Here is a 25,840-nt window from a genome sequence, read left to right on the forward strand (position 1 = left end):
GCCGATGCTCCGCATCGACGAGCGGGCGGGGCACGGCGCCTTTGCCGAGGTGCTCGACGACTATGCCGAGGCCGCGGAGAAGGTGGCGGGGGTGGACTTGGCCTACACGGCGAACCGGGTCGCGCGGGAGGACCTGGTCGAGACGGTGGCTGTGGGGACGGTGCTGGGGGACGCGATGTTCGCGGCGCTGCGGAGGATGGCGCAGGTGGATGCGTCGGCGCGTACGTTCGGGCCCCGGCCGGAGTAATGCGGGGGTTGAGGCGGGCCCGGCTTTGCCTGGCTCCGGCGTGGGCCTGGGCCCGGCTCTGGGCCGGCTCCGGCCCGGCTCGGAACGAATTCCGGAGCCGGGCCGGGGCGCAGGGGACACGCTGCGCGGCCGGCGCGGGCCGTCGTGCCGTGTGCCCACCCGTGCCGCCCTGCGGCACGCCTGCCCACACGGCCGGTGACTGCGCGGCACGCCTGCCCGCACGGCGGTGCGGCAGGCCTGCCCACACGGCGGCCGGGTGCGGGTTACGCCTGGCGGCGGACTTCCACTACGCGGAAGCGGTTGGAGACGAAGGCGCCGTCGCAGAGGGCGGCGTTCGCCGCCGGGTTGCCGCCGGAGCCGTGGAAGTCGGAGAACGCGGCGGTCTGGTTGACGTAGACCCCGCCGGTCAGGTTCAGCGAGAGCTGCGCCGACTCCTCCAGGCAGACCTCCTCGACCGCCCGCTCGGTGTCCTCCGAGGTGGTGTACGCGCCGACCGTCATGGCGCCCTTGTCGCGCACCGTGCGGCGCAGCAGGTCCAGCGCGTCCGCCGTGGAGTCGACGGCCACCGCGAAGGAGACCGGGCCGAAGCACTCGGAGAGGTAGGCCGCCTCCGGGTCGGGCTTGCCGGCGTCCAGCTTGACCATCACCGGGGTGCGGACCACCGCGTCCGGGAACTCCGGGTTGGTGACCTCACGGGAGGCCAGGGCGACTTCGCCGAGGCCGGCCGCCGCCTCCAGGCGGGCCTTCACGTCCGGGTTGACCAGTGCGCCCAGCAGGGCGTTGGCGCGGGCGTCGTCGCCCAGCAGGCCGGACACCGAGGCGGCCAGGTCGGCGACCACCTCGTCGTACGACTTGTGGCCCGCGTCGGTCTCGATGCCGTCCCGGGGGATCAGCAGGTTCTGCGGGGTGGTGCACATCTGGCCGCTGTAGAGCGAGAGCGAGAAGGCGAGGTTCGCCAGCATGCCCTTGTAGTTGCCGGTGGAGTCCACGACCACCGTGTTGACCCCGGCCTTCTCCGTGTAGACCTGAGCCTGGCGGGCGTTGGTCTCCAGCCAGTCGCCGAAGGCGGTGGAGCCGGTGTAGTCGATCAGCTTGATCTCGGGACGGACGGCGAGCGTCTTGGCGATGCCCTCGCCCGGGTTCTCGGTGGCCAGCGCCACCAGGTTCGGGTCGAAGCCCGCCTCGGCGAGCACCTCGCGCGCCACCTGCACGGTCAGCGCCAGCGGCAGTACGGCCCGCGGGTGCGGCTTGACCAGGACCGGGTTGCCGGTGGCCAGGGAGGCGAACAGGCCCGGGTAGCCGTTCCAGGTGGGGAAGGTGTTGCAGCCGATGACCAGCGCGATGCCGCGCGGCACGGCGGTGAAGGTCTTGCCCAGCTCCAGCGGGTCCTTCTTGCCCTGCGGCTTGGACCAGTCCGCCTGGCCGGGGACCCGGGTCTGCTCCTCGTACGCGTACGCCACGGCCTCCAGGCCGCGGTCCTGCGCGTGCGGGCCGCCCGCCTGGAAGGCCATCATGAAGGCCTGCCCGCTGGTGTGCATGACCGCGTGCGCGAACTCGTGCGTCCGGGCGGAGATTCGCGACAGGATCTCGATGCAGACCAGCGCGCGGACCTCCGGTCCGGCGTCGCGCCAGGCGGCCATGCCGGCCTTCATCGCGGGCAGCAGCACGTCCGGGTCGACGTGCGGGTACTCGACGCCCAGCTCCGGGCCGAACGGGGACACCTCGCCGCCGGTCCAGCCGTCTGTGCCGGGCTGGCCGAGGTCGAGGCGGGTGCCGTGCAGCGCCTTGAACGCGGCAAGGCCGTCGGCGGGCGCGGTCTCCCCGTACGCCTTGGGATGCTCGGGGTGCGGGGACCAGTAGGCACGGCTGCGGATGGCCTTCAGGGCCTCGTCCAGGGTCGGACGGTGCTTTTCGGTGAGCTGTGCGGCGGACAGGTCGGCGGCGGCCATCAAGACCAACTCCTCGTTGAGCCGGGCGTAGCGGAGCAGACTGGAGTTAGAGTAACCGAACGATCGGTCGGGACAAGAGGGCCCGGGCGTTCCTGTGGACAACGCGGTGCGGGAGGATCAGGACATGACAGCTATCGAGCGCTCCCGCACCGTGGCGGTCGTCGGGGCCGGAACGATGGGCCAGGGCATCGCCCAGGTAGCCCTCGCCGCAGGTCACCGCGTACTGATCCAGGACGTGGACGAGACCCGCGCCCGGGCCGGCCGGGACGCCGTGCTGGAGCGGGTGGAACGGCTGGTCGCCAAGGGGCGGCTGGACCGTGCCGAGGCCGACGGCATGGCCGGCCGGATCGAGTCCACCCACGTCCTGGCGGATCTCGCCGACGCGGCCCTGGTGATCGAGGCGATCGTCGAGGACCCCGCCGTCAAGCGCGATCTCTTCACCTCACTGGAAAAGGTGGTCGCGCCGGAGGCCCTGCTGGCGACGAACACCTCCTCCCTCTCCGTCACCGAGCTCGCCGGCGCCCTGGAGCACCCGGGCCGGTTCGTCGGCCTGCACTTCTTCAACCCGGCTCCGCTGCTGCCGCTGGTGGAGGTGGTGAGCGGTTTCGCGACCGATCCCGCCGCGGCGGAGCAGGCGTACGCGACGATGGCCGCCTGGGGGAAGACCCCGGTCCGCTGCGCCGACACCCCCGGCTTCATCGTCAACCGGATCGCCCGCCCCTTCTACGCCGAGGCGCTCGCGGTGTACGAGGAGCGGGGCGCCGACCCGGCGACCATCGACGCCGTGCTCCGCGAGAGCGGCGGCTTCCGGATGGGCCCCTTCGAACTCACCGACCTGATCGGCCAGGACGTCAACGAGGCGGTCACCCGCTCCGTGTGGGAGTCCTTCTTCCGCAGCCCCAAGTTCCTGCCCTCGCTGGCACAGCGCCGGCTGGTCCAGTCCGGGCGGCTCGGCCGCAAGTCGGGGCAGGGCTGGTACCCGTACGGCCCGGAGGCGGAGGCTCCGCTGCCGCACACGGCCGGCCCCGAGGCGGTTCCCGAGGCCGTGACCGTGGTCGGCGACCTCGGCCCGGCCGCGGCCCTGCCCGGGCTGATGGCCGAGGTAGGCATCGAGGTCACGGAGGTTGCGTCCGGCGGCCCGTACATCCAGCTGCCCGGCGAGGGCCAGCTCGTCCTCGCCGACGGCAAGACCGCGATCGAGTTCGCCGACGTCGTCTACTTCGACCTGGCACTCGACTACCGGGGGGCCACCCGCATCGCGCTCTCCGCCTGCGAGGACACCTCCGAGCGGACCCTGGCCGAGGCGATCGGCCTGTTCCAGGGGCTGGGGAAGGAGGTCAGCGTCATCGGGGACGTCCCCGGCATGATCGTCGCCCGGACCGTGGCGATGCTGATCGACCTGACCGCCGACGCCGTCGCCCGGGGCGTGGCCACCGCCGAGGACATCGACACCGCGATGCGGCTCGGCGTGAACTACCCGCTCGGACCGGGCGAATGGCACGACCGGCTGGGCCGGGACTGGGCGTACGACCTGCTGCACCACCTCGACGAGCGGGTTCCGGGGGGCCGTTACGCGCCCTCGCTCGCCCTGTACCGGCTCGGCTACCAGGCCGGTGAGGAGACCGAGCAGATCGAGGAGACCGAGGCGACCGCGGAGACCGGGACCGGTCCGGAAGGCGGTGCCGAGTGACGACCGCCCGCCGGGACACCTACACGCCCGAGACGCTGCTCTCGGTCGCCGTCCAGGTCTTCAACGAGCGCGGCTACGACGGCACGTCGATGGAGCACCTCTCCAAGGCCGCGGGCATCTCCAAGTCCTCGATCTACCACCACGTCGCGGGCAAGGAGGAACTGCTGCGCCGGGCGGTCAGCCGGGCGCTCGACGGCCTCTTCGGCATCCTCGACGAGCCCGGTGCCACCCGCGGCCGCGCGATCGACCGGGTCGAGTACGTCACCCGGCGCACGGTCGAGGTGCTGGTCGCGGAACTCCCCTACGTCACCCTGCTGCTGCGCGTGCGCGGCAACACCCGCACCGAGCGGTGGGCCCTGGAACGCCGCCGCGAGTTCGACCACCGGGTCGCCGACCTGCTCAAGGCCGCGGCGGCCGACGGCGACCTGCGGCCGGACGTGGACATGCGGCTGGCCACCCGGCTGCTGTTCGGCATGGTGAACTCGCTGGTCGAGTGGTACCGGCCGCACCCCGGCAGCCCGGCCTCGGAGACCTCGGCGCTGGCCGACGCGGTGGTCCTGATGGCCCTCGACGGCCTGCGCACCGCGGCCTGAGCCCCCGCCGGGCCTGCGGCGGCCGGGGCCCGGCCGCCGCAGGGGTCCTCAGCGGTCCTCGGCGGTCCTCAGCGGTCCAGGCGGGCGGCCAGGGCGGCCTTCGCCGCGGGCCAGTCGGTGTCCGTGAGGCTGAACAGGACCGAGTCACGGACCCAGCCGTCCGGCATCACCATGTGCCGGCGCAGGACGCCCTCCTGTACGCCGCCGATCCGGGCTATCGCCGCCCGCGAGGCGGAGTTCCGCACGTCGGTCAGCAGCTCGACGCGGTGCGTGCCGAGCGTCTCGAAGGCGTGCGTCAGCATCAGCAGCTTCGCCTCGGTGTTGACGGCGGTGCGCTGCCAGGAGCGGCCGATGAAGGTCCAGCCGATCTCCAGCCTGCGGTGCTCCGGAACCATCTTCAGGAACCGGGTGGAGCCGGCGATCCGGCCGGTGGCCAGGTCCACCGTGGCGAAGGCGAGGTCGGTGCCGGCCGTCGCCGCCGCCTGCGCGTCCCCGATCCAGCCGCGGACGTCGTCGGGGTGGGGGACGAGGGTGACGGGCAGTTTCCACAGTTCGCCGTCGCGGATGGCCTCGCACAGGCCGTCGTGGTGGCTCTGGCCGAGCGGTTCCAGCCGGACGTACCGGCCCGTCAGTGTGGGCATGCGGGTCCCCCCAGGTCGTGTGGATCTTGGGGGAGGGTAGCCGGTCAGTCCTCGGTGAGGGCCGGGCCGCCACCCGGGCCCGGGTCCAGCAGATCCGTTTCCTCGAACACCAGCAGGGTCCGGGTGGACAGCACCTCCGGGATGGCCTGCAGCCGGGTCAGGACCAGCTCGCGCAGGGTGCGGTTGTCCGGGGTGTGGACCAGCAGCAAGACGTCGAAATCGCCGCTGACCAGGGCGATGTGCGCGGCGCCGGGCAGCTCCCTGAGCTTCTCCCGGACCGTCCGCCAGGAGTTCTGGACGATCTTCAGTGTGATGTAGGCGGAGGCGCCCTGGCCGGCCCGCTCGTGGTTGACCCGGGCGGTGAACCCCCGGATCACCCCGTCGTCGATCAGCCGGTTGATCCGGGAGTAGGCGTTCGCCCGGGAGACGTGTACCTGCTCGGCGACCGACCGTATGGAGGCCCGGCCGTCCGACTGGAGCAACCGGAGGATCGAGCGGTCGACGGGGTCCAGCGGGCGAGGCGGGACCGGTGCGCCCGGTGCGCCCGGCGCGACCGGTGGGACGGCCGCCGCGCGTCCCTCCGCGACCTGCTCCGTTCCCGCTCCGGCCATTTGTTCATCCGGCATTGCCCACTGCCTCCCTCTGCTGGACGTCCTGCGTCCATACCAGGCCCCCGGCGCCCGTTTGTCCACAGCCTGAAGCCGCCTGTAGCCAAAATGTGCGGACGACCGAACAATCGGTAGGTGAGGCGCCTCACACCGCAGCGCGCCTCCCCCAGCCACGGCTGGGAGGTGCCCCCAGCCCGCTTCCCACGAGGAGGTGTACGCCGCCATGACGGTCCAAGAGCTGCCCGGTGCCGGTGCGTCGTCGTCCTACCGGCCCACTCCGCCGCCCGCCTGGCGGCCCCGCACGGACGCCGCTCCGCTGCTTCCGGACCCCGAGCCGTACCGGGTCCTGGGCACTCCCGCGGCCGAGAAGCTCGACCCCGAGCTGATGCGCCGCTACTACGCGGAGCTGGTCCGCGGCCGCCGGTACAACGCCCAGGCCACCGCGCTGACCCGGCAGGGACGCCTCGCGGTGTACCCCTCCACCGTCGGCCAGGAGGCCTGCGAGATCGCCGCCGCGGTGGTGCTGCAGGAGCAGGACTGGCTCTTCCCCAGCTACCGGGACACCCTCGCGGCGGTGGCCCGCGGCCTGGACCCGGTCCAGGCGCTCACCCTGCTGCGCGGCGACTGGCACACCGGCTACGACCCGCACGAGCACCGGATAGCCCCGCTGAGCACCCCGCTCGCCACCCAGCTGCCGCACGCGGTGGGCCTGGCGCACGCGGCGCGGCTGCGCGGCGACGACGTGGTGGCCCTGGCCATGATCGGTGACGGCGGCACCAGCGAGGGCGATTTCCACGAGGCGATGAACTTCGCCGCGGTCTGGCAGGCCCCGGTCGTCTTCCTCGTGCAGAACAACGGCTTCGCGATCTCCGTGCCGCTGGCCAAGCAGACCGCCGCTCCCACGCTGGCCCACAAGGCCGTCGGGTACGGCATGCCGGGCCGCCTGGTCGACGGGAACGACGTGGCCGCGATGCACGAGGTGCTGTCCGAGGCGGTGGACCGGGCGCGTTCAGGCGGCGGCCCGACCATGATCGAGGCGATCACGTACCGGATCGAGGCCCACACCAACGCCGACGACGCCACCCGTTACCGGGTGGACGCCGAGGTCGAGGCGTGGAAGGCGCACGACCCGGTGGAGCTCCTCGAGCGCGAGCTGACCGCACGCGGCATCCTCGACGAGGAGGGCATTCGGGTGGCCAAGGAAGCGGCGGAGACCATGGCGGCGGCCCTGCGCGACCGGATGAACGCCGACCCGGTGCTGAATCCGATGGATCTTTTCGAGCACGTCTACGCCGAGCGGACGGACCGCCTGCGGGAGCAGGCGGAGATGCTGCGGGCCGAGCTGGAAGCGGAGAACGAGTAATGGCGGCTTCGGCACTGGCTGCGAAGCCGGCCACGATGGCGCAGGCCCTGACCCGGGCCCTGCGCGACGCGATGGCGGAGGACCCCACGGTCCACGTCATGGGCGAGGACGTCGGCACGCTCGGCGGGGTCTTCCGGATCACGGACGGCCTGGCCAAGGAGTTCGGCGAGGACCGCTGCACCGACACCCCGCTCGCCGAGGCGGGCATCCTCGGCGCCGCGGTGGGCATGGCCATGTACGGTCTGCGCCCGGTCGTGGAGATGCAGTTCGACGCGTTCGCCTACCCGGCCTTCGAGCAGCTGATCTCCCACGTCGCCCGGATGCGGAACCGCACCCGGGGCGCGATGCCGCTCCCGATCACCATCCGGGTGCCCTACGGCGGCGGCATCGGCGGCGTGGAGCACCACAGCGACTCCTCCGAGGCGTACTACGTGGCCACGCCCGGCCTGACGGTCGTCACCCCGGCCACGGTGGAGGACGCGTACGGGCTGCTGCGGGCCTCGATCGCCTCGGACGACCCGGTCGTCTTCCTGGAGCCGAAGCGGCTCTACTGGTCGAAGGCCGACTGGTCCCCGGAGGCTCCGGCGGCCGTCCCCGGCATCGGGAAGGCGCTGGTCCGCCGCCCGGGCACGGGCGCCACGCTGATCACGTACGGCCCCTCGCTCCCGGTCTGCCTGGAGGCGGCCGAGGCCGCCCGTCAGGAGGGCTGGGACCTGGAGGTCGTGGACCTGCGCTCGCTGGTCCCGTTCGACGAGGAGACGGTGGTCGCGTCGGTACGCCGTACCGGCCGCGCGGTGGTGGTCCACGAGGCCAACGGCTTCGGCGGACCGGGCGCGGAGATCGCCGCCCGCATCACGGAGCGCTGCTTCCACCACCTGGAGGCGCCGGTGCTGCGGGTGACGGGACTCGACATCCCGTATCCGCCGCCGATGCTGGAGAAGTACCACCTGCCCGGCGTGGACCGGATCCTGGACACCGTGGCCCGGCTGCAGTGGGAGAACTGATGCCCAAGGTGATGGAGTTCAAGCTTCCCGACCTCGGGGAGGGGCTCACCGAGGCGGAGATCGTCCGCTGGCTGGTGTCCGTCGGCGACGTGGTGGCGGTGGACCAGCCCGTGGTCGAGGTGGAGACGGCCAAGGCCATGGTGGAGGTGCCCTGCCCGTACGGGGGAGTGGTCACCGCCCGCTTCGGCGAGGAGGGCACGGAGCTTCCGGTGGGGGCTCCGCTGATCACGGTCGCCGTGGGCGTGGGCGACTGCAAGGACCTGGATCTGGACCTGGACCAGGCGGCGGGGGCCGCCGGGGGCGGCTCGTCCACTGCCGCGGCGGATGCCGATGCCGCCGCGTCGGGCTCGGGCAACGTCCTCGTCGGCTACGGCACGGACCACTCGCGTCCGGCCCGGCGCCGCCGCGTCCGTCCGGCGGGCGCGCCGGCTGTCCCGGCTCCGGTGGCGGCCCCGGCTCCGGCCCCCGCCCCGGCTCCGGTCCCGGCTCCGGCCGCGCCGGTCCACGCCGGGCCGGTCCCGGTCATCTCCCCGCTGGTGCGCAAGCTGGCCCGGGACAACGGGGTCGACCTGCGCGCGCTGCACGGGTCGGGCCCCGAGGGCCTGATCCTGCGGGCCGACGTCGAGGCCGCGCTCCGCGCCCCCGAGGTCCTGCCGGCCGCAGTCCCCGGCACGGCCGCCGCGGCCGTGCCGGCGGCGGGCAAGCGGATCCCGCTCAAGGGACTGCGGGGCGCCGTCGCCGAGAAGCTGTCGCGCAGCCGGCGGGAGATCCCGGAGGCCACCTGCTGGGTGGACGCGGACGCCACCGAGCTGATGGCGGCACGGGCCGCGATGAACGCGGCCGGCGGCCCGAAGATCTCCGTGCTGGCCCTGCTGGCCCGGATCTGCACGGCGGCGCTCGCCCGCTACCCGGAGCTGAACTCGACGGTGGACCTCGCGGCCAACGAGATCGTCCAGCTCCCCTCGGTCCACCTGGGTTTCGCCGCCCAGACCGAGCGCGGGCTGGTCGTCCCGGTGGTCCGCGACGCACACACGATGAACCCGGAGGCGCTGTCGGCCGAGTTCGCCCGGCTCACCGAGCTGGCCCGGACGGGGAAGCTCGCCCCGGCGGACCTCACGGGCGGCACGTTCACCCTCAACAACTACGGGGTGTTCGGCGTCGACGGCTCCACGCCGATCATCAACCACCCCGAGGCGGCCATGCTGGGCGTCGGCCGGATCGTCCCCAAGCCCTGGGTCCACCAGGGCGAGCTGGCGGTCCGCCAGGTGGTGCAGCTCTCGTTCACCTTCGACCACCGGGTCTGTGACGGCGGTACGGCGGGCGGCTTCCTGCGCTTCGTCGCGGACTGCGTGGAGCAGCCGGCAGTCCTGCTGCGCAGCCTCTAGCCGGAGTCCCGGGACGGGCCTTGACGGGCCTTGACGGGCCCCCGGTACGGCCTGGCGGGTCCCAGGCCTAGCCCAGGACGTTGCGGAGCACCGTCCACAGCGCGGCGATCGCGATGATCGCCGCGCTGCCGCGTTTCCCGACGGGCACGCGGTAGCGCCGGCCGCGCAGGGTGGCGGTGGTCAGCCAGTGGCCGTAGCCCAGCGCCACCACGGGCAGCACGGCCAGCAGTGCGGCGTTCGCGCGGGCCGCGCCCGCCAGGTCGCCGTGCAGCAGGCTGTACGCCATGCGCGTGCCCCCGCAGCCCGGGCAGGACAGCCCGGTCGCCCACTGCACCGGGCAGCGGGGCAGCAGCTGGGAGGGGTCGTACGGGCTGTGCCCGTACACGTAGACGGCGCCCGCCACGGCGGCCGCGCCGAGAACGACCGGCAGGGCCCGCACCGTCCACGGTGCGGGCCCTGCCGTCATGCCGTCCGAGCTCATGCTCAGCCGCGCAGGACGCGACCGTTCGAGTCGGTGGCGGTGCTGCTGGTGAGCAGCATGATGCCGTCGATCAGGGCCCAGATGCCCAGACCACCACAGGTCAGCAGCTGGCCGATGGCCATGCCCACGTGACCCGTGTAGAAGCGGCCGATACCGAGAGTGCCGAGGAAGAGCTGCAGAACGCCGGCGACGATCTTCGACTTCTCGGAGTAGGGGATACCGTTGGGAGCGTAGCCGAACGGCGCGTTGGGGTCGGGCTGCTGCGGGAATGCCATGAAAGCGGTGGCCTTTGCTGGTCAGTGATACGTGCTCAGGACGCGCGACTATTTCATCGCACTTACCGTCACCTTATATGCCGTACCAAGGGCCTTGGGAATGGCGGGAATGTTACAGATCAGCGACTGACCAGAAGAATCTTCCCCACATGTGTGCCGGATTCCAGCGTCCTGTGCGCATCCGCGGCATTCGCGAGCGGGAACGTCTCGTGGACGACCGGCCGTACCAGCCCGGCCTCGACCAGCGGCCACACGTGCTCGCGTACGGCGGCCACGATCGCGGCCTTCTCCTCCAGGGGCCGTGCCCGCAGCGAGGTCGCGGTCACCGCGGCCCGCTTCGACAGCAGTGCCCCCAGGTCGAGTTCGGCCTTGACCCCGCCCTGCAGTCCGATGACGGCGAGCCGCCCGTTCACGGCCAGCGCTTCCACGTTCCGGGACAGGTACTTCGCGCCCATGATGTCCAGGATGACGTCCGCCCCGGCCCCGCCCGTCGCCTCCCCGAGCGCGGCCACGAAGTCCTGCTCGCGGTAGTCGACGAGGATGTCCGCGCCCAACTCCTTGCAGCGCGCCAGCTTCTCCGGCCCGCCGGCCGTCACGGCCACCCGGGCCCCGACCGCCTTCGCCAGCTGGATCGCCATCGTGCCGATGCCGCTGGCCCCGCCGTGCACCAACAGGGTCTCGCCCGGCCGCAGATGGGCCACCATGAACACGTTCGACCAGACCGTCGAGACGACCTCGGGCAGTGCCGCGGCAGTGGTCAGGTCCACCCCGGCCGGCACCGGCAGCAGCTGTCCGGCCGGTACCGCGACCTTCTCCGCGTAACCGCCGCCGGCCAGCAGCGCGCACACCTCGTCGCCGACCGCCCAGCCGGAGACCCCGGGACCCACCGCCGTGATCCGGCCCGAGCATTCGAGTCCCGGATAGGGCGAGGCGCCCGGCGGCGGGTCGTAGAAGCCCCGTCGCTGGAGCACGTCGGCGCGGTTCACGGCACTGGCCGCGACCTCGACGAGGACCTCGCCCTCGCCGGGCACCGGATCGGGTACGTCGGCCCAGAGCAGGGCCTCGGGGCCGCCGGGCTGCGGAATGGTGATCGCATGCATGGCCCGGACAGTAGTACGCGCCGTCAGGACCCTGAAGTATGTGCGCCGGTGGGCGCGTTCAGCCCGCCGACGGAGGAGTCGCCGCCGGGGTGCCGGGCGGGGCCGCGCGGACGATGACGATCAGCCGGTCCGTCAGCTGGAGCGGGCCGGCGTGCGGGTCGTCGTAGGGCAGCAGCCGGTGGCCGCGGAGCACGCTGACCACCAGGTCGGAGGTCTCCCGGACGCCCTTGCCCACCTCGGACTTGTTCACCGGGCGCTCCAGCAGGTCCAGGCCGCTGCCCTGCTGGATCAGGTCCTCCATCACGGTGCCCGCGCTGGGGCTGAGCACCGACAGGCCGAGCAGCCGTCCGGCCGCGCTGGCACTGGTGATGACGGCGTCGGCGCCGGACTGGCGGAGCAGCGGGGCGTTCTCCTCCTCGCGCACCGCCGCGACGATCTTGGCGCCCCGGTTGAGCTGCCGGGCCGTCAGGGTGACCAGGACGGCAGTGTCGTCGCGCTGGGTGGCGATGACCACCTGACGGGCCTTCTGTACCTCGGCGCGGAGCAGGACCTCGGAGCGGGTGGCGTCACCGACCACCCCCGTGAACCCCTCCGCGTTGGCCGCGTCGACCACCTTGGCGCTGGGATCTACGACGACCACCCGCTGCTTGTCCAGGCCGGTGGCCAGGAGGGTCTGCAGGGCCGACCGGCCCTTGGTGCCGAAACCGACGACCACCGTGTGGTCACGCAACTGCTTCCTCCAGCGGTTCTGCCGCCACTCGTCCCGGGTCCGCTCGGTGAGGACCTCCAGGGTGGTGCCGACCAGGATGATCAGGAACAGCACGCGCAGCGGCGTGATCAGCAGGATGTTCATCAGCCGCGCGCTGTCGCTGTAGGGGACGATGTCGCCGTAACCGGTGGTGGAGAGGGTCACCGTCGCGTAGTAGACGCAGTCGAGGAAGTCGAGCGTCTCGTTGGCGTTGTCGTGGTAGCCCTCGCGGTCGGCGTAGACGATGAAGACCGTCAGGACCAGCACGAACAGCGCCATCAGCAGACGCTTCATGACCTGCCGGAGGGGCTTTCCCACCACCCGCGTGGGCATCTGGACCCGGTGCTGGGCGAGCTTCTCGTCGGCCTCGCGGGCCATCGCGTCCTGGCCGTGGAGCTTCACCGGTCGTACCGGCCGATGGGGTCGACGGAGTCGGCCGAGTCGGTGGAGCTGGGGGAAGTCCACTCTCCCGCCGTGGCGGTCCAGGGCAGTTCGAGGACCTCCAGTTCCTGGCCGGCCCGTGCGCCGCCGCGCGGTACGACGGCCAGCGCGTCGGCGGCGGCCACCCCGCGGAGCATGGCCGGGCCCTGGTAGCGCAGCGGTACGGCCAGGTCGCCGGAGAGGACCACCGGAACCAGCCGGGTGTCGTGGGGGTGACCCGGTACGTCGTCCCGCACGGCGGCGGTCCAGCGCGGGCGGGGCCCGAGGCCGGCCAGCCCGCGCAGGAGGGGCTCGGCGAGGGTGAGCAGCCCGGAGACGGCGGCCAGCGGGTTCCCGGGCAGGCCGACGAGGAACCGGCCGGCGGTGAGGCGGGCCAGCAGCATCGGGTGGCCGGGCCGGACGGCCACGCCGTCGACGAGCAGTTCGGCGCCGAGCCGGCGGAGCACGGGGTGCACGTGGTCGACCGGACCGGAGGCGGTGCCGCCGGTGGTGACCACCAGGTCGGCCGGCGAGTCGGTGAGGGCGCGGTGGAGCTCCTCGACCCCCTCGGGGTCGTCGCCGAGCCGGCGGGTGCCGAGGACCTGCGCGCCGAGCCCGGCGAACCAGGGCCCGAGCATGGGGCTGAGGGCGTCCCGGATCAGGCCTTCGTGCGGGCGGCCCTCGGTGAGCAGCTCATTGCCGAGGACCAGGACCTCCACGCGGGGCCGGGGGCGGGTGTCGAGTTCGTCGTAGCCCGCGGCGGCGGCCAGGCCGAGCACGGCGGGGGTGACCCGGGCCCCCGCGGGCAGCAGCCGGTCGCCCGTACGGCACTCCTGGGCGCGCGGCCGGATGTCCTGGCCCGCGACCACTTCGCGCCGCGGGTACAGCCGGGCCCGGTTCTCATCGGTGCGGGAGTGCTCGCTGCGGATCACGGCGGTGGTGTCGGCGGGGACCCGCGCGCCGGTGGCGATCGGCACGGCCTCCCCGTCGGCGAGCGGGGAGGGCTCGTCGCCGCCGGCCAGGGTGGTGCTGCCGGGGCGGATGACCCAGGGGCCGGGACCGGAGACGGCCCAGCCGTCCATGGCGGAGGTGTCGAAGGAGGGCAGGTCGGTGAGGGCGTCGAGCGGCTCGGCCAGCACCTCGCCGAGGGCGTCCGCGAGCGGCACCCGGTGGACGTGCTCCCGGCGGCCCGCCCCGGCCCGCCCGGCCAGGTCCCGGGCCCGGGACCAGGGGGCGGCGCGGTGGCCGCCGGCGTCGGGAGTGCGTGCGACCAGGGCGAGTGCCTGGTCGAGGGCCTGCTCGTGGGTGGGCCGTCGGCGGGCGCCGCGGTCGGGGGCGGGTGCCGGGGCGGGGCCGTGGTCGTGGCCCTGAGCGTGGTCGCGGCCCTGGTCGCGGTCTCGCGCCGGCTCGCGACGTGTGTCGTCGTTGCTGTCGCTGTCGCTGTCGCTGTCGCTGTCGCTGTCGCTGTCGCTGTCGCCGTTGCCGTTGCCGTTGCCGTTGCCGTTGCCGTTGCCGTTGCCGTTGCCGTTGCCGTTGCCGTTGCCGTCGTCCGAGGACGGAGGCGGTGGGCCGGCCTCGGCCCGGGCGGCCGGGGGGAGCGGGCTGCTCAGGCCCACGGCGTGGAGGAGGGCTTCGTCGAGGTCGCGTTCGGCCGGGGAACCGGGAGCGTGTGCGGGGGTCATCCGGAATCACCCGCGGCATCGGTGCCGGCCTCGTCGGCCCAGCGCAGGGCGAGCGCCGCGGCCTGCCGGGACGCACGGGTCACGGCCTCGGCGGGGTCGGCGCCGCCGGCGGCGGCCTGGGCGGCCGCGTAGCCGATCAGGAAGGTGGTCAGCGGCGCTGCGGGGCGGGCGACGCCGTGGGCGGCGTCGCGGGCGAGGTCGAGCAGGGTCTTGGTATCGACGTCGACGTCGATGCCCAGCTCGTTCTTGACGGCGGTGATCCATTCGTCCAGCACGTTCCCATGCTCCCTGATCCGGGCACGGGCGGCGGCGAGATCGTCCCAGGTGTCGCAGTCGAAGGAGGCGAGGGGCCGGGCGGTGACGCGGGTGAGGTTCAGCTCGGCGAGGAGGGCGCGCAGGGGCAGGCCGGTGAGGGTGCCGTGCTCGGTGGCCAGCAGCGCGATCTCGCGGCGCAGCGGTTCGGCACGGTAGACGGCGACGAGGGGCTGGTCGCGGCCCGAGGGGTCGCGGAGCAGGGCGCCGTCGGCGGCGGCGCGGCCGGCTTCCAGGAGCGGCGCGACGGTGGTCGTACGGTCCAGGAACGGCAGGTCGGCGGAGAGTACGAGCACCAGCTCGGCGGAGCTCTGCCGGAGCCCGGCGTCCAGCGCTGCCAGCGGGCCGGCGCCTGGTGGGGACTCGCGGGTCCAGGTCACGGGGCGGGCGGTGGGGCGGCGGGGGCCGACGACCACGGTGCGGCGGGCGTCGGCGCAGGCGCCGAGCACCCGGTCGAGGAGGGTGCGGCCGCCGACGCTGAGGCCGGGTTTGTCGGCACCTCCCAGCCGTTCGGCTGCGCCGCCGGCGAGGACGATGGCGTCGTAGCTCATGTGCTCGAGTATGGCCCGCGCGAAGTCCCGCGCCGACCCGGCCTCACCGGCTCCCGGCCGGCCCGGCCGACTCCGTCACCACTCCCGTCACCACCGGCTCCTCGGGCCCGCCCCGGATCCCGTGGAGCCGGGGCAGGCTCCCGAAAAAAGAACTCCGCCCCCTTCGTGGGGAGCGGAGTTCACGGGGTTACAGGTACGGGCCGCCCGAGCGGATCGGGCCGTGGCCTTCGTCGTCGTCCGTCGGGGCACCCGGGGGAAGGGCCCGGCGCATCTGCTCGAGCTGGGCCCGGGCGGCCATCTGCTGGGCGAACAGGGCCGTCTGGATGCCGTGGAACAGGCCCTCCAGCCAGCCGACCAACTGTGCCTGCGCGATGCGCAGTTCCGCTTCCGAGGGGATCGCTTCGTCCGTGAACGGGAGCGAGAGGCGCTCCAGTTCCTCGACCAGTTCGGGGGCCAGGCCGTCCTCGAGTTCCTTGACCGAGGAGGCGTGGATGTCCTTCAGGCGGACCCGGCTGGCCTCGTCCAGAGGAGCAGCGCGGACTTCTTCCAGAAGTTGCTTGATCATGCTGCCGATCCGCATGACCTTGGCTGGCTGTTCGACCATTTCCGTCACCGGGACCTCGCGCGACTCGTCATCGGCGCCGCCGACCGCCATCCCGTCCTGGCCCACGATCAGGACCTGCGGGGGGCTGTCCTGCGACCGTTCACTCCTCGGCATCTCCATGCCGCCATTCTCTCCCACACCTTCGTTCTCACACGGTGTGCCCCCTGGGAGGGGTGATCCACCCTCCCAGGGGGCTTCCTTGCGCCACACCGTCCGGTTCATCCGGGGTTGTGTGGGTTAGTGGTGTGCTGGTCGTCCCGGCCGGGGCGCGGACCCGCCCCCCGCCTACTCCTCCCGCCTACCCCGCCGCGCGGCGGGCCAGGGCGCCGGACGAGCGGGTGACCAGCGCCGCCAGCAGCGCCGCGCCCACCGGGACCAGCACCAGCAGGGCCGCCAGCGTGCCCCACGGCACGACCACCGGCACGAACGGCTTCGCCGTGTCGATGCCCCAGCCCTTGGCCATGCTCTCCTCCCAGAAGGAGATCTGCTCGCGCCGCTCGGTCAGCCGCAGGCCGATCGCCGGCAGCACCCCGGCCGCCGAGCCGAGCAGCACGCCCATGGCCGCGACCACCCCGCACTGGAAGCCCGACAGGGTCCGCCGTACCCGCGGCGGTGCACCCACCGCGGCCAGCGTCTTCAGGTCGGCCTCGGCGTCCGCCTGGGCCAGCCCGGTGGCGATGCCGGCCGCGCCGATGGTGACCAGGCCCGCGAACACGCCCAGGGCCAGCAGCACCAGGCTGTCGCTGCCCTGGTAGCCGTTCTCGATGTGCACGCCGACCTCGGCGCCGATCCGGTCGATCTCGCCTTCCAGGCGCTGCCGCTGCTCGCTGCTCGGCTTCGTGTCGAGGGTGAAGTACGAGCCGTACGGCACGGTCGTCAGTCCGGCCGCCCGCGCCGCGGCCGGCGGCAGGACCAGCCGGACGCCGTAGGCGTTCGCGGACTCCGGTGCCTGGTGCACGGGGAAGACCTTGTCCTGCCCCGGGGCGTCCTCGCCCTTGGTGGAGGCCTCCTCGGCCTTCTGCATGTCGGTGATCAGCCGGAGCGTGACCTTGCCGTCCTTGACCTGCCGCCGGTCGAAGGAGACCGCCTTCCCCGACTTCAACGCCTGCACCGTCCCCGGGTCGGTGACGGCCAGGGTGCTCAGCAGCTTCTCGTCCGCGACCAGCGTCCCGTATTCGGAGTAGCTTTCATGCTCCTTGCACCGCCAGTCCTTCCGGAAGGTGCGGATCTGCTCCGGGGTGAGGCTCTCCGGCCCCTTCCCCTCCCACAGCGGACACCGCTGGTCCTTCGGTACGAGCACCTCGGCTCGGCCACAGCCCTGTTCGCTGGACCAGGCGTCGCAGCCGGGACGGCCGACCGCGATCCGGTCGGTGTCCGCCCGTACGGCGACCGGCAGTTCACGGGAGAGCGCCTGCCGGACGGCCGGCACCTCCCGGTAGTCGTTGCCCTCGAGGGAGTTCATGGAGCCGACGCCGTACGGGAGTGTGGCCCGGTACTCGTGCCGCCCCTGGGCCTCCTGGCTCTGCTGGAACGTCGCGACCGCGACCGTGCCGGCCACCGCCGCGAGTACCGCCGCCACCGCCGGGGCCGTACGCCCCCGGTTGCGCACGGCGTCGCGCAGCGCGAGCCGCGGCGACAGCGGCAGCCACCGGCCGGTCCGGCCGAACAGGCCGACCAGCACCGGGGTGAGCGCCACCAGACCCAGCTCGGCCAGGATGCTGCCGGCCGCCACCACCATGAAGCCCAGGTCGGCCGCGGTCCCGTAGAGGGCGACGGCCACGCCCAGGGCGATGGCGATCAGGCCCAGCACCGGCAGCACCCGGTTGGCCTTGCGGACCCCGCGGCGGCCGGTGAGCGAGGCCAGCACGGTCTGCCGGGAGGCGGTGACCGCCGGGGCGATCGCGGCCAGCAGGCCGGTCAGGACGGCGATCAGGGCGATGCCCAGGAGCTCCAGCGGGCGGAAGTCCCAGCCGCCGAAGCGGTTGCCGAGCTGCTGCTCCAGCAGCGGCCGGAGCGCGACCGTCAGCAGGACGCCGAGCACCGTGCCCACCACGGCGGCCGCCGCGCCGATGACCAGACCGCCGGAGAGCACGATGGCCCGGATGTGGCTCCGGTCGCCGCCGTTGGCGCCGACCAGGCCGAGCTGGCGGCGCGACCGGCGGGCGCCCACCGCGAAGGCGGGGCCTGCCAGCAGGCAGATCTCCAGCATGGCGAGGCCGACCACGGTGGCGGCCATGGCCAGGGCGGTCGCCTCGAAGCCCTCGCTCGTCACGAAGAAACGGCCGTCCTCCTGCTGGTACAGCGGGACTTCGGAGTCGGCGGGCGGGTCGAGCACCACCGCGCGGGAGACCACGAGCAGGCCCTTGGCGTTGGCCTGCTGGACCATGTTCCACGTGAAACCTTCGCCGCCGACCTTGACCAGGTACCGGTCCTCGGCGGTGACCCCCTGCAGCCCGGCCGCGACCAGCGCCTTGTCCAGCGGGGCGAGCACGGTGCCGGGCGGAGCCAGCAGCTGGTCGGTCTTGAGCTCGTCCGGGAGCTCGTAGGCGCCGACGATCTTGTACTTCAGGTGCTCGGCACCACGCGCCACCACCGTGGAGCCGACGTAGAGGCCGGAGGATTCCAGGAAGTTCTGCGTGGCCGCGACCTCGCCGGGCTGCTGCGGCAGTCGGCCCCGGACGGTGGTGAACAGGCCCTTCGCCAGCGGGCTGCGGGTGTCGAGCTCGCGTACGGTCGTGTCGAGGATGCCGTGCCGGGTGCGCATCCGGGCACTGGCGGAGCTGTCCTTGAGGGACTGGGTGCCCGCCGGGATCGCGGCGCGGGGGTCGGCGGGGGTCTTGGAGCCCTGCGGGACCGGCTTGTGGTCCTCGAAGCCGCCGACCGGCGCGTAGTTCCGTCCGTCCGGCGACTGCAGCATCGGGCCGTCCAGCCCCGAGACCCTCAGACTGGCGTCGGCCGCGCCGAGGACGCGGTCCATCCGCTGCTCAGGGCTGAGTTCGGCGCTGCGCAGGGTCAGGTCCGCGGCGCTCACGCCGAGGATCGGCAGCGCGATCATCGACAGCACCAGGAGGCTGCGGCCCTTGGATCGCCAGGCGTCGCGGCGGGCGATCCGGATGGCGGCGATCCAGGAGTGGTACCAGGAGTTCACCGGGCGGCCGCCTGCCCGGACAGCAGGGTGTCGGCCCCGGCGCGCGCGGTCTCGTCGACCACGTTGCCGTCCCGCAGGAAGACCACCCGGTCCGCCCAGGCCGCGAACCGCGGTTCGTGGGTGACCAGGATGCCGGCCGCGCCCGCGTCGCAGCGGGCCCGCAGCAGCGCGAGCACCGACTCGCCGGTCTCGGAGTCCAGCGCGCCGGTCGGCTCGTCGGCCAGGACCAGGCGGCGGTCGCCGACCAGGGCGCGCGCGATGGCCACCCGCTGCTGCTGGCCGCCCGACATCTCGTCGGGGAACCGGTTGGCGAGCTGGGCCAGACCCATCTCCTCCAGCGCGGCGAGCGCGGAGACCCGGGCCTTGCGGGCCGAGACCCCGTCCAGCTCGCGGGGGAGCGCCACGTTCTCGGCGGCCGTGAGGGCCGGTATCAGGTTGTAGTCCTGGAAGACGTAGCCGATGCTGCGCCGGCGCAGGGCGGCGAGCTGCTTGCGGTTCGCGGTGGTGATGTCGGTGCCTTCGACGATCACCCGCCCGCCGCTGGGCTGGTCCAGGCCGCCGGCCAGGGTGAGCAGCGTGGACTTGCCGGACCCGGAGGGGCCCATGACGGCGACGAGTTCGCCCGGGTACACGTCGAGGTCGATGCCGCGCAGGGCGTGCACCTCGGTGGCCCCGCTGCCGTGCACGCGGGTGAGCCGCTGCAGCTGCAGGACGGGCTGCTGCCGGGAGTTGTTCGGATCGGGCATGTGGAGTGTCCCCCTGAGGCGGGTCAGCCGCGCGGTGTGCGGGCAGCGGGCCGAGTGGTGTGCGGTGCGGTGGCGGGCGCGGTGGCCGGGCCCGCGGTGTCCGCGGCCGTACGGGGCTCCCCGGTGAGGGCGGCGAGCCGTACGAGTCGGGTTTCGGAGTGGTCGAGCCAGCGGGCTTCGGCCTCGGTCTGGAAGATGAGCTGTTCCAGGACGAGCAGCCAGGCCAGGTCGTCGCGTTCGCGGGACTTCCCGCTCTCGATCGCGGTGAGCGCCTGGGCCTTGAGCCGCGTGTAGTCCTGCATGGCCTGGACGGTGGCGTGCCGCTGCGACTGGATGACGGCGCGGATGTCGACACCGTGGGCGCCCACGGCCATGGCGAGCTTGATGGCCAGCTCGTCACGCGGCGGGTTGGTGCGGTCGACGGGGCGGCCGTACCAGGAGCGCAGCTCGGTGCGGCCGGCGTCGGTGATGGCGTAGAGCGTGTGGCCGGCCTCGTCCTCGCCGCCGGGGGCGACCAGGCCGTCGCGTTCCAGGCGGGCCAGGGTCGTGTAGACCTGGCCGACGTTGAGCGGCCAGGTGGCACCGGTGCGCGATTCGAACTCGGTGCGCAGCTGGGAGCCGTACCGGGGGCCGCGTTCCAGCAGGGCGAGGAGACCATGGCGGATCGACATACTCAGTATGTATACCGAGTATGTCGCAACCGGCAACCGCCCTGGGTCCTACATCTCAAGGGGGACCGCCCTGCTGGGGAGGGCCCCCGGCAGGGCCGCGGGAAGGCCACGGGAGGGGCACAGGAGGGCCTCGGGAGGCCGCGGGAGGGCCGCGGGAGGGGGCGGCCCCCGGGCGCTGGTCCGCGGGGGCGGTCAGTCGCGCCGCAGGCGTACTCCGATGAATCCCAGGCCCAGGCCCATCAGGGCGAGCCCCGTGCCCAGCGGCAGTATGTGCGCCGCCAGGTCGGCCGCGCGGGAGTCCGCCTCGGTGCCGAGCGCGGTGGAGGGCGAGTCGCCCTCCGCCCGGGAGGCGGACGGCGGCAGGCCGGGGCGTTCGGGCCGGTCGGGAAGGCCCGGGCGGTCGGGAAGGCCAGGGAGGTCCGGCCGGTCCGGCCGGTCCGGCCGGTCCGGCCGGTCGGGGAGCCCGGGGCGGTCCGGGCGGTCCACGCGGGGCGGCGCGAGGGGCCGTGCGGCGACCACGACCTCGGGGTTGGCGGGCGCGTCGGCGGGCCGTCCGGGGCGCTCCCGCCCGGCCCCGGCCGGGCTGCCGGCCAGCTCGTGCAGCTCCTCGTCGCTGATCGGGACGGCGGAGGGGTCATCGGCGCCGGGGCGGTGCGCGGTGGGGCGGTGCGCGGCGGGGTGGTGTGCCGAGAGGGGGTGCGCCGAGGCGCTGTGCGGGAGGCCGTACGCGCGGGCGTACGCCGCCCCGCCGAACGCGGAGCCCGTCGGCAGCAGCAGGGCGCAGCCGAGCACCGCCACCGCGGCGGGCCGTCGGAGCGCGCGCAGTCGAGTCACGGGGAGCCCTCCCGTCACCGGAGTCCCCCCGGACCGGGTCCGGGGCGAGCCGAGATGTCAGGCTCAGATTCACATATCAGGGCAAAAGCGGCACCCGGAAACCGCCGTCACACATGCGCGCGTCCCGGGCCGCCCCAGGAGGGGCACCCGGGCACCCGGGCACCCGGGACGCGCGTCCGGCCTACTGCGCCGGGTAGCCGGTGGAGACGACCAGCGTGAACTCCGTGCCGGCCTTGTCCACGGCGGTGGTCGGCGCCGGGAACTGCTCCAGCACCGTGTCCTTGCCGTACACGGCCTCGTCGCGGTCCTGCGTCTTGATCTTCCAGCCCGCCGCCTGGATGCACGCCTTCACCGAGGCGAGGCTCATGTAGCGGAAGTCCGGGGCGCTGACCTTCTTCGGGTCGTCCCAGGACTTGTTCGCCTCGCTGCACTTCTCCGGCGCGATCGTGCGCGACGGGTCCGGCCCCTTGAAGCCCGGCTTCGACGCGCCCGGGGAGGCCGGGGCGCCCGAGCTGCCCTGTGCGTTGGTGTTCGGGTCCGACGGGTCGTCATCGCCGTTCATGTTGATGGCCGCGATCAGACCGCCGACCGCCAGCAGCGCCACCACGATGGCACCGACGACCACCGGCATGTTCCGCTGCCCGCCGGACGAGCCGGCGGCCGACGACGACTGCTGCGTCACCGGGGAGATGGTGAACGGCGGCGGGGTCTGCGGCGCGTATCCCTGCTGGTGCCCCTGCTGGTGCATCGGGGCCGGCGGCGGCGTGTGCTGCTGCGGCGGGTACGCATACCCCTGCTGCTGCATCGGGGCGGGCGTCGGCGGCGGGGTGTGCTGCTGCGGCGCGTACGGCTGGTACGGCTGCTGCAGGGCCTGCGGCGGCGGCTGCGGCAGGGAGGAGTCCACCGGCGGGAACACGGCGGAGCCGACCCCGGCCCCGCTGTTCACGGCGCCGCCCGGGACGATCACCGGCGCGGCGGTCTGCCCGGCCGCCAGCACCCGCGCGATCTCGTCGCGCATCGCCGCCGCCGTGGGGAAGCGCTCGTTCGGGTTCTTCTTCAGCGCCCGGGCCACCAGCGCGTCCATCGCGGGCGACACGGACCGGTTGACGGAGGACGGAGCCACCGGCTCCTCCTGCACGTGCGCGTACGCGATCGCCAGCGGCGAGTCCGCCTCGAACGGCAGCCGGCCGGTCAGCAGCTGGAACAGCATGATGCCGACCGAGTACAGGTCGGCACGGGCGTCCACGCCGCGCCCCAGCGCCTGTTCCGGCGACAGGTACTGCGGGGTGCCGACCACCATGCCGGTCTGGGTCATCGAGGTGACGCCGGACTGCATCGCGCGGGCGATGCCGAAGTCCATCACCTTGACCACGCCGCGCTTGGTCACCATCACGTTGCCGGGCTTGATGTCACGGTGCACCAGGCCGACGTCGTGGCTGGTCTCCAGCGCCGCCAGCACGTCGGCGGTCACCTTGAGCGCCTTGTCCGCGGGCATCGCGCCGTACTGGGCGACGTCCGCCTGCAGCACCGAGCCCAGCGGCTTGCCCTCGACGTACTCCATGACGATGTACGGCATCATCGTGCCGTCGAGGTCGCCCTCGCCGGTGTCGAAGACCGACACGATGTTCGTGTGCGACAGTTTCGCTACAGCCTGCGCCTCGCGGCGGAACCGCTCGCGGAAGGACGCCTCCCGGCCGAGCTCGCTGTGCAGGGTCTTGATCGCCACCTGGCGGTCGAGCGCCGCGTCGTAGGCGAGGTACACGGAGGCCATGCCGCCCTCACCCAGCAAATCCCTTAGCTGGTAACGCCCACCGGCCAGGGAACGGCCTGCGTAGCGGCCCTCGGTGCCGTCCTGGCTCATCGTCTTTGCTTCCCCTCGCCACTCTTGTGTCGCGCCCAGTCTGCCGGAGGGCAAGCCCACGTCAAGCCGGGCACCCGTTCCGTGACCACGCGGTTGTCATGCGGTCACGGCACGTTCATGCCCGAACAGTGACCGGCCGGAAGGCTGTAGCGTTCATGGGAGCACCCCGAACGAGAGCCCCGCATGCGCGGCCCGATAGAGACGACGGCGAGGACTGATGGCACCCGAACCCGAGGCAGGTGGCGCCGGGATGGCCGAGGATCCTGTCCACTGGGGAGCCGGCGGACTCGTCGGCGACGGCCGGTACCGGCTCACGCACAAGCTGGGCCGCGGCGGCATGGCCGAGGTGTTCGCCGCCGAGGACGTACGCCTGGGCCGCACGGTCGCCGTCAAGCTGCTGCGCGCCGACCTCGCCGAGGACCCGGTCTCCAAGGCCCGGTTCACGCGCGAGGCGCAGTCGGTGGCCGGCCTCAACCACCACGCCGTGGTCGCCGTGTACGACTCCGGCGAGGACCGGGTCGGACCGAACACCGTCCCCTACATCGTGATGGAGCTCGTCGAGGGCCGCACCATCCGGGACCTGCTGATCAGCGCCGAGGCCCCGGGCCCGGAGCAGGCGCTCATCATCGTCTCGGGCGTGCTGGAGGCGCTCGCCTACTCGCACCAGCACGGCATCGTGCACCGCGACATCAAGCCCGCCAACGTCATCATCACCAACGGCGGCGCGGTGAAGGTGATGGACTTCGGCATCGCGCGCGCCCTGCACGGCGCCCAGTCGACGATGACTCAGACCGGCATGGTCATGGGCACCCCGCAGTACCTGTCGCCGGAGCAGGCCCTCGGCAAGGCCGTGGACCACCGCAGCGACCTGTACGCGACCGGCTGTCTGCTGTACGAACTGCTCGCGCTGCGGCCCCCGTTCACCGGCGAGACCCCGCTCTCGGTGGTCTACCAGCACGTCCAGGACTCCCCGGTGCCGCCGTCGCAGATCGCGCCCGGCCTGCCGCCCGAACTCGACGGCCTGGTGATGCGTTCGCTGGCCAAGGACCCGGACGACCGGTTCCAGAGCGCCGAGGAGATGCGCGGTCTGGTCCAGTACGCCCTGCAGATGCTGCAGGACCAGGGCGGCAACACCGGCACCTGGAACACCGGTCCGGTCACCATGGCACTGCCGCACCGTCCGGGCCCGGCGGCCACCACCGCCATGCCGGTGGGCGGCACCGGTCCGGTGCCCGGCTATCCCTCGCACGCGAACACCTCGCAGTTCCAGCAGCCGATGGTGCCCCCGCTGAACCCGGACGACGGCTCGGCCTTCCCCGGCGGTGGCGGCGGCTACTACGACGGCGGCCAGGGCGGCCGCGGGGACGGCTACGGCAACGGGCGCGGCAGCGGCCGCTGGAAGGTGTGGCTGTTCGCCGCCCTCGCTCTGCTCGCGATCGGCACCGGTGTGGTCTTCGCCATCGACAAGGCCGGCTCGCACAAGACGCCCGGCGGCGGTACGACGACCAGCCAGACCCCGCCGGCCGGCAGCAAGCCGAACGAGGAGCCCGGCGACCAGCCGAAGCCGGAGGAAACCCCGGAGCGGACGGAGCCCTCGAAGCAGCACTCCAACACCTACGTCCCGTCGACGCCGAGGGGGACGCGCAGCTACTCGCCGTCGTTCTCGCCGAACCCGTCGGCCTCGAGTTCGGCCTCCACGAAGCCGAGCGGAGAGCCCTCGGGCGAGCCGAGCACGACGCCGTCGACGTCGACGTCCTCGAAGCCGTCGACCAAGCCGTCGACCTCGCCGGAGCCGCCCAAGACGGGCGACCCGGACCCGGGCACCGAGCCGTAGCGGCGGCACGCCGGGAGGGCCGGGCGCGTCCCACGGGGCGTGCCGGACCTCCCGGCGATCGCTCCGGACGGGCTCGGGCCCCGCTCGCGCCCAGGTCCCGCCCTGCTCGCGCCCAGGTCGCGCCCTGCTGGAGTCCCGCTCGGGCCCCCGTCGCGGCTAGCGCCTCTCGGCCTGGAGCCGGGCCACGTACGCCGCGGCCTGCGAGCGGCGCTCCATGCCCAGCTTCGACAGCAGGCTGGACACGTAGTTCTTGATCGTCTTCTCGGCCAGGTGCAGCCGCTCGCCGATGACCCGGTTCGTCAGGCCCTCCCCGATCAGATCGAGGATCTTCCGCTCCTGATCGGTGAGGTTGGCCAGCCGGCCGTCGCCCCTGCCGCCCGAGCCGTCGCGCAGCCGCTCCAGCACCCGGGCGGTGGCCACCGGGTCCAGCAGCGACTTGCCGGCCGCCACGTCGCGCACCGCGCTCAGCAGCTCGTTCCCGCGGATGGCCTTGAGCACGTAGCCGGAGGCCCCAGCCATGATCGCGTCGAACAGCGCCTCGTCGTCCGCGAACGAGGTCAGCATGAGGCACTTGACCTCCTCGTCCTGCGAGCGCACCTCGCGGCAGACCTCGACCCCGCTGCCGTCCGGCAGCCGCACGTCCAGTACCGCCACGTCGGGCCGGACCGCCGGGATCCGCACGAGCGCGTCAGCGGCCGTCCCGGCCTCTCCGACGACCTCGATGTCGCCCTCGCTGGACAGCAACTCGTAGACGCCTCGACGGACCACTTCGTGGTCGTCAAGGAGAAATACAGTGATTTTTCCCTGTTCGCGCACGAAGTCATCTTCACACACTCGCCTCTTCCCTGCCGGAGTTACCCGGGATAACGTGCCGTTGTTCCGGCCCCCTGCGAGGCTGTGACCAGTGGTTGTTCCGGCTCACCCCGGATTTACTTGGAAATCAAAGCAAAATCCCAGGTCAAATGGGGTTTCGCGGTTCCGTGGCGCACTGGGTAACGTGCTTTTCGCAGGGCACTCGCCGGGGCGCCTGTCACGCCTGTTTCCCGGACGAGTCGCACCCACCCCGTGCGCGGGTTACGGACCAGGCGAGCCG

General features: G+C 73.2%; 22 protein-coding genes and 1 pseudogene. 7 read left to right on the forward strand and 16 right to left on the reverse strand.

Translation table 11 applies throughout. The features are described 5' to 3' along the window. Positions 1–4 precede the first annotated feature (4 nt). A complete protein-coding gene (locus ACGFQ9_RS08155) occupies positions 5–247 on the forward strand; it encodes a hypothetical protein (protein WP_393572393.1) in 243 nt (80 codons plus the stop codon). A 263-nt stretch (positions 248–510) separates the two neighbouring features. On the opposite strand, the gene paaN is transcribed toward ACGFQ9_RS08155, so the two are convergent. Then, positions 511–2,196 (reverse strand): phenylacetic acid degradation protein PaaN, encoded by a 1,686-nt coding sequence (paaN, locus tag ACGFQ9_RS08160; RefSeq protein WP_393572395.1) that lies wholly within the window; start codon positions 2,194–2,196, stop codon positions 511–513. 124 nt (positions 2,197–2,320) lie between these two features. Between paaN and ACGFQ9_RS08165 the strand changes: the two genes are divergently transcribed. Together ACGFQ9_RS08165 and ACGFQ9_RS08170 are read left to right on the forward strand one after the other, a co-directional pair. Beyond that, a complete protein-coding gene (locus ACGFQ9_RS08165) occupies positions 2,321–3,886 on the forward strand; it encodes a 3-hydroxyacyl-CoA dehydrogenase (protein WP_393572397.1) in 1,566 nt (521 codons plus the stop codon). After that, entirely contained in the window at positions 3,883–4,479 is a 597-nt protein-coding gene (locus ACGFQ9_RS08170) for a TetR/AcrR family transcriptional regulator (RefSeq protein WP_393572399.1), read from the forward strand. The genes ACGFQ9_RS08165 and ACGFQ9_RS08170 overlap by 4 nt, the downstream gene beginning before the upstream one ends. Before the next feature lie 68 nt (positions 4,480–4,547). On the opposite strand, the gene ACGFQ9_RS08175 is transcribed toward ACGFQ9_RS08170, so the two are convergent. Both ACGFQ9_RS08175 and ACGFQ9_RS08180 read right to left on the reverse strand, forming a co-directional pair. Continuing rightward, entirely contained in the window at positions 4,548–5,120 is a 573-nt protein-coding gene (locus ACGFQ9_RS08175; protein ID WP_393572401.1) for a GNAT family N-acetyltransferase, read from the reverse strand. 44 nt (positions 5,121–5,164) lie between these two features. After that, entirely contained in the window at positions 5,165–5,746 is a 582-nt protein-coding gene (locus ACGFQ9_RS08180; protein ID WP_393572403.1) for an Lrp/AsnC family transcriptional regulator, read from the reverse strand. A gap of 205 nt (positions 5,747–5,951) precedes the next feature. Here ACGFQ9_RS08180 and pdhA point away from each other — a divergent pair, with 205 nt between their 5' ends. From pdhA to ACGFQ9_RS08195, 3 genes are read left to right on the forward strand one after another with little or no spacing between them, the layout of a single operon-like run. Further along, positions 5,952–7,091, forward strand: a complete 1,140-nt coding sequence (gene pdhA / locus ACGFQ9_RS08185; RefSeq protein WP_393572405.1) for a pyruvate dehydrogenase (acetyl-transferring) E1 component subunit alpha — start codon at positions 5,952–5,954, stop codon at positions 7,089–7,091. Further along, complete coding sequence (locus ACGFQ9_RS08190) at positions 7,091–8,095, forward strand: alpha-ketoacid dehydrogenase subunit beta (protein WP_393572407.1); 1,005 nt, start codon at positions 7,091–7,093, stop codon at positions 8,093–8,095. Before pdhA ends, ACGFQ9_RS08190 begins: the two co-directional genes overlap by 1 nt. Next, positions 8,095–9,480, forward strand: a complete 1,386-nt coding sequence (locus ACGFQ9_RS08195; protein ID WP_393572409.1) for a dihydrolipoamide acetyltransferase family protein — start codon at positions 8,095–8,097, stop codon at positions 9,478–9,480. The genes ACGFQ9_RS08190 and ACGFQ9_RS08195 overlap by 1 nt, the downstream gene beginning before the upstream one ends. Positions 9,481–9,547: 67 nt before the next feature. Here the strand turns inward: ACGFQ9_RS08195 and ACGFQ9_RS08200 are convergent, their stop codons facing one another. The 12 genes and pseudogenes from ACGFQ9_RS08200 to ACGFQ9_RS08255 form a co-directional block, all read right to left on the reverse strand. Beyond that, the gene (locus tag ACGFQ9_RS08200; protein ID WP_393572410.1) at positions 9,548–9,946 is read right to left on the reverse strand and encodes a DUF2752 domain-containing protein; all 399 of its coding nucleotides are present in this window, start codon (positions 9,944–9,946) and stop codon (positions 9,548–9,550) included. Positions 9,947–9,963: 17 nt separating this feature from the next. Continuing rightward, positions 9,964–10,215: pseudogene (locus ACGFQ9_RS08205) on the reverse strand (TM2 domain-containing protein); the annotation flags it as partial. A 140-nt stretch (positions 10,216–10,355) separates the two neighbouring features. Further along, a complete protein-coding gene (locus tag ACGFQ9_RS08210; RefSeq protein WP_393572412.1) occupies positions 10,356–11,336 on the reverse strand; it encodes an NAD(P)H-quinone oxidoreductase in 981 nt (326 codons plus the stop codon). A 58-nt stretch (positions 11,337–11,394) separates the two neighbouring features. Beyond that, positions 11,395–12,486: a potassium channel family protein gene (locus ACGFQ9_RS08215; protein WP_393572414.1), complete on the reverse strand. Its 1,092-nt coding sequence runs from the start codon at positions 12,484–12,486 to the stop codon at positions 11,395–11,397. Further along, a complete protein-coding gene (locus ACGFQ9_RS08220) occupies positions 12,483–14,186 on the reverse strand; it encodes a molybdopterin molybdotransferase MoeA (RefSeq protein ID WP_393572415.1) in 1,704 nt (567 codons plus the stop codon). Before ACGFQ9_RS08220 ends, ACGFQ9_RS08215 begins: the two co-directional genes overlap by 4 nt. Next, positions 14,183–15,049 carry an NTP transferase domain-containing protein gene (locus tag ACGFQ9_RS08225; RefSeq protein ID WP_393572417.1) on the reverse strand — a complete coding sequence of 289 codons (867 nt, stop codon included), beginning with the start codon at positions 15,047–15,049 and terminating at the stop codon, positions 14,183–14,185. The genes ACGFQ9_RS08220 and ACGFQ9_RS08225 overlap by 4 nt, the downstream gene beginning before the upstream one ends. Positions 15,050–15,236: 187 nt before the next feature. Further along, a complete protein-coding gene (locus tag ACGFQ9_RS08230; protein WP_393572419.1) occupies positions 15,237–15,773 on the reverse strand; it encodes a bacterial proteasome activator family protein in 537 nt (178 codons plus the stop codon). A 178-nt stretch (positions 15,774–15,951) separates the two neighbouring features. Continuing rightward, positions 15,952–18,801, reverse strand: a complete 2,850-nt coding sequence (locus tag ACGFQ9_RS08235; protein WP_393572421.1) for an FtsX-like permease family protein — start codon at positions 18,799–18,801, stop codon at positions 15,952–15,954. Further along, positions 18,798–19,547: an ABC transporter ATP-binding protein gene (locus ACGFQ9_RS08240; protein ID WP_393572423.1), complete on the reverse strand. Its 750-nt coding sequence runs from the start codon at positions 19,545–19,547 to the stop codon at positions 18,798–18,800. The genes ACGFQ9_RS08235 and ACGFQ9_RS08240 overlap by 4 nt, the downstream gene beginning before the upstream one ends. Positions 19,548–19,570: 23 nt before the next feature. Further along, positions 19,571–20,218: a PadR family transcriptional regulator gene (locus ACGFQ9_RS08245; protein ID WP_393572425.1), complete on the reverse strand. Its 648-nt coding sequence runs from the start codon at positions 20,216–20,218 to the stop codon at positions 19,571–19,573. A gap of 192 nt (positions 20,219–20,410) precedes the next feature. Further along, positions 20,411–21,052 (reverse strand): hypothetical protein, encoded by a 642-nt coding sequence (locus ACGFQ9_RS08250; protein ID WP_393572426.1) that lies wholly within the window; start codon positions 21,050–21,052, stop codon positions 20,411–20,413. A 181-nt stretch (positions 21,053–21,233) separates the two neighbouring features. Beyond that, a complete protein-coding gene (locus tag ACGFQ9_RS08255; protein ID WP_393572427.1) occupies positions 21,234–22,913 on the reverse strand; it encodes a protein kinase in 1,680 nt (559 codons plus the stop codon). A gap of 250 nt (positions 22,914–23,163) precedes the next feature. On the opposite strand from ACGFQ9_RS08255, the gene ACGFQ9_RS08260 reads away from it, so the two are divergent. Further along, entirely contained in the window at positions 23,164–24,747 is a 1,584-nt protein-coding gene (locus ACGFQ9_RS08260; protein WP_393572429.1) for a protein kinase, read from the forward strand. Positions 24,748–24,903: 156 nt separating this feature from the next. Here the strand turns inward: ACGFQ9_RS08260 and ACGFQ9_RS08265 are convergent, their stop codons facing one another. Beyond that, positions 24,904–25,563 carry a response regulator gene (locus ACGFQ9_RS08265; protein WP_393572431.1) on the reverse strand — a complete coding sequence of 220 codons (660 nt, stop codon included), beginning with the start codon at positions 25,561–25,563 and terminating at the stop codon, positions 24,904–24,906. Between the last annotated feature and the right edge of the window lie 277 nt (positions 25,564–25,840).

This window comes from Streptomyces sp. NPDC048603 (assembly GCF_043199475.1).
In the GTDB taxonomy this organism is placed as follows: domain Bacteria; phylum Actinomycetota; class Actinomycetes; order Streptomycetales; family Streptomycetaceae; genus Streptomyces.